The sequence below is a fragment of the Streptomyces sp. SID3212 genome (assembly GCF_009865405.1).
GTDB lineage: Bacteria > Actinomycetota > Actinomycetes > Streptomycetales > Streptomycetaceae > Streptomyces.
Genome location: NZ_WWJY01000612.1, coordinates 1 through 3,109, shown reverse-complemented (window position 1 = coordinate 3,109; position 3,109 = coordinate 1). Strand labels below are relative to the sequence as shown.

Annotated in this window: 1 protein-coding gene; it reads right to left on the bottom strand. The window is 72.7% G+C overall.

The genetic code is table 11. The annotated features are described in order from the left end of the window. Nucleotides 1-3,109, bottom strand: a 3,109-nt coding sequence (locus tag GT042_RS18050; RefSeq protein ID WP_161309741.1) for a non-ribosomal peptide synthetase, incomplete at both ends; no start/stop codon positions are given.

Genomic DNA, 3,109 nt, shown 5'->3' with positions numbered 1-3,109 from the left:
TCTCGATCTCGCCGAGTTCGATGCGGAAGCCGCGCAGTTTGACCTGCTGGTCGGTGCGGCCGAGATATTCGATCTCCCCGCGCCGGTTCCAGCGGACCAGGTCGCCCGTGCGGTACATGCGGGTGCCCGCGGGACCGTACGGGTCGGCCGTGAAGCGTTCCGCCGTCAGGGCGGCCCGGCCGAGGTAGCCGCGCGCGACGCCGGTGCCCGCGATGTACAGCTCACCGGGGGTGCCCGGCGGGACGAGGCGCAGCCCGGGGTCGAGGACGTAGAGGCGGTGGTTGTCGAAGGGGCCGCCGATGGGGAGCGCGCCGGGATCGAGGGGACGGCGGACGGGGTGGGTGGTGGCGAAGGTGGTGGTCTCGGTGGGACCGTACACGTTGAAGACCGTGGTGCCCGGGCAGCGGTCCATGACCCGGCGCACGGCCTCCGGCGGGACGACCTCCCCGCCGGTCCAGACCTCCCGCAGTCCCGCGAACGCCTCGGGTGCCTCGTCGGCCACGACCCGGAACAGGCCCACCGTCAGCCACAGTCCGGTCAGACCGGCGTCCTTGAGCAGCGTGCCCAGCGTCGCCGGATCGAGGTGGCCCGGGGGTGCGACCACGATGGTGCCGCCGTTCAGCCACGGCACCCACATCTCGTACGTCGACGCGTCGAAGGTGTGGGGCGAGTGGAACAGCACCCGCCGGTGGTTCTCGTTGGCGAACACCTGCTGGGCGGCGAGGTCGGAGACGTTGCGGTGCGTCACCGTGACGCCCTTGGGCACCCCGGTCGAGCCCGAGGTGTACATGACGTACACCCACTGGTCGGGATGGGCGGGGTACGCCGGCGGGGTCGCCGGGAGGTGGTCGAACGCGGCGGTCCCGTCGAGCACGACGACGTGGGCGGTGGTCTTCGCCACGATCGGATGGTCGGACAGGGGCGTGTCGGTGATCAGGACCGGTGCCCTGGTCTCCGCGATGATCTGGTCGAGCCGTCCGTCGGGGTCGGCGTGGTTGAGCGGGGCGTAGACGCCGCCGGCCTTGACCACGGAGAGCAGAGCGGTGAGCAGGTCGGCCGAGCGCTCCATCAGGACCGCGACGACGCTCTCCTGGCGGACCCCGAGACCGATGAGGTGGTGGGCCAGCCGGTTGGTGACGGCGTCCAGCTCCGCGTACGTCAGCTCCCGGTCGCCGTCGGTGAGGGCGACCGCGTCGGGGGTACGGGCGGCCTGTGCGGCGAACAGCTCGGCGAGGTTCGACCCGGAGGAACCGGTGACCGTGCCGTGCCACTCCTCCAGGAGCCGGTGGCGATCGCCGGGGCTCATGAACGCCAGCTCCCCGACGGGCAGTTCGGGGTTCTCGACGGCGGCGCCGAGCAGCCGGACCAGCCGGTCGGTGACCGCCTCGACGGTTCCGGCGTCGTACAGGTCGGTGGCGTACTCCACCCGGATGTCCAGTCCGCCGGGGCGGCCGTCCGCCGTGCGGTGCTCGTGGAAGGAGAACGTCAGGTCGAACTTGGAGATCTCCAGCGGCGCGAAGCCCGACTCGGCGGCGAGGCCCGGCAGTCCGAGCGTCGGGGTGACCGCCTCCTGGAGGGTGAGGACCACCTGGAAGAGCGGGTGCCTGGCGGTGCTGCGCTCGGGGTTCAGTGCCTCGACCAACTGGTCGAAGGGGAGATCCTGATGGGCCCACGCGGCCAGGTCCGTGTCCCGGACGCGGGACAGCAGCTCACGGAAGCTCGGGTCGCCCGACAGGTCCGTACGCAGCACGAGCGTGTTGACGAAGAAGCCGACCAGGTCGTCGAGCGACTGCTCGGAACGGCCCGCGATCGGGGCGCCGAGAGGGATGTCCTCGCCCGCCCCGGAGCGGGACAGGGCGGTGGCGACGGCGGCCTGGGCCACCATGAACAGCGTGCTGCCGGTCTCCCTGGCCAGCCGCGTCAGCGCCCGGTGCAGCTCCGCCGGGACGTGCGCGCTGTGGGTCGTGCCCCGGTAGCTGGCGACCGCCGGGCGGGCCCGGTCGGTCGGCAGGGTGGCCTCGTCCGGCAGCCCGTCCAGGGTGTGGCGCCAGAAATCCGCCTGGCGCTCGCCGTCCGCCGCGAGCACCTCCCGCTGCCACAGGGTGTAGTCGGCGTACTGCACGGGCAGCGGCTCCCAGCCGGGCGCCTGCCCCTGCGTACGGGCCGTGTAGGCGGCGGTCAGGTCACGCAGGAGCGGGGTGGTGGACCAGCCGTCCGAGGCGATGTGGTGCATCACGACCAGCAGCGCCGCGTCGTCGCCGCCCAGGTCGAACAGGCAGGCACGGAAGGGCAGTTCGGACTCCAGGTCGAAGCTCCTGGCGGCCTGCGCGCCGAGGGCCGCGTCCAGGGTCTCCCCGGTCACGGTGGTGACCGGCAGCTCCACCCGGATCTCGTCCGCCGGCACCTGCCACTGGTAGGCGGTGTCGTCGGCCGTCCCGAACAGCGTGCGCAGGCTCTCGTGCCGTACCACCACGTCGGTCAGGGCGAGTCGCAACGCGTCCCGGTCGAGCGCGCCCTTGAGGCGCAGGGCGAGCGGAATGTTGTACGTCGCCGAAGGACCCTCCAAGTGGTGCAGGAACCAGAGGCGTTGCTGGGCGGAGGAGAGCGGGACCCGCCGCGGCCGGACCGACTCCCGGAGCGCGGGCCGCCGCACCGCGTCGCCGCCCGCCTCGACCAGCGCGGCGAGCCCGGCCACGGTCGGGCCCTGGAAGAGGTCCTTGACGGTGATCTGGACCCCGAAGGTCTCCCGGACGCGGCTGATGAGGCGGGTGGCGAGGAGGGAGTGGCCGCCCAGGTGGAAGAAGTGGTCGTCGATGGTGACGGACGGCAGTCCGAGGACGGCCGCGAAGTGACCGCAGAGGACTTCCTCGGCGGGGGTGCGGGGCGCGCGCCCGTCGGTGTCACCGTGGTGCTCGGGGGCGGGCAGGGCGCGGCGGTCGATCTTGCCGTTGGTGGTGAGGGGGATCTCGTCCAGGACCATGAAGGCGGACGGGACCATGTAGTCCGGCAGGGCGCCGGAGATCTCGCGGCGCAGTACGGTGAGGTCGACGGTGGCGCCGTCGGCGGCGACGAGGTAGGCGACGAGGCGCTTGTCGCCGGGGCGGTCCTC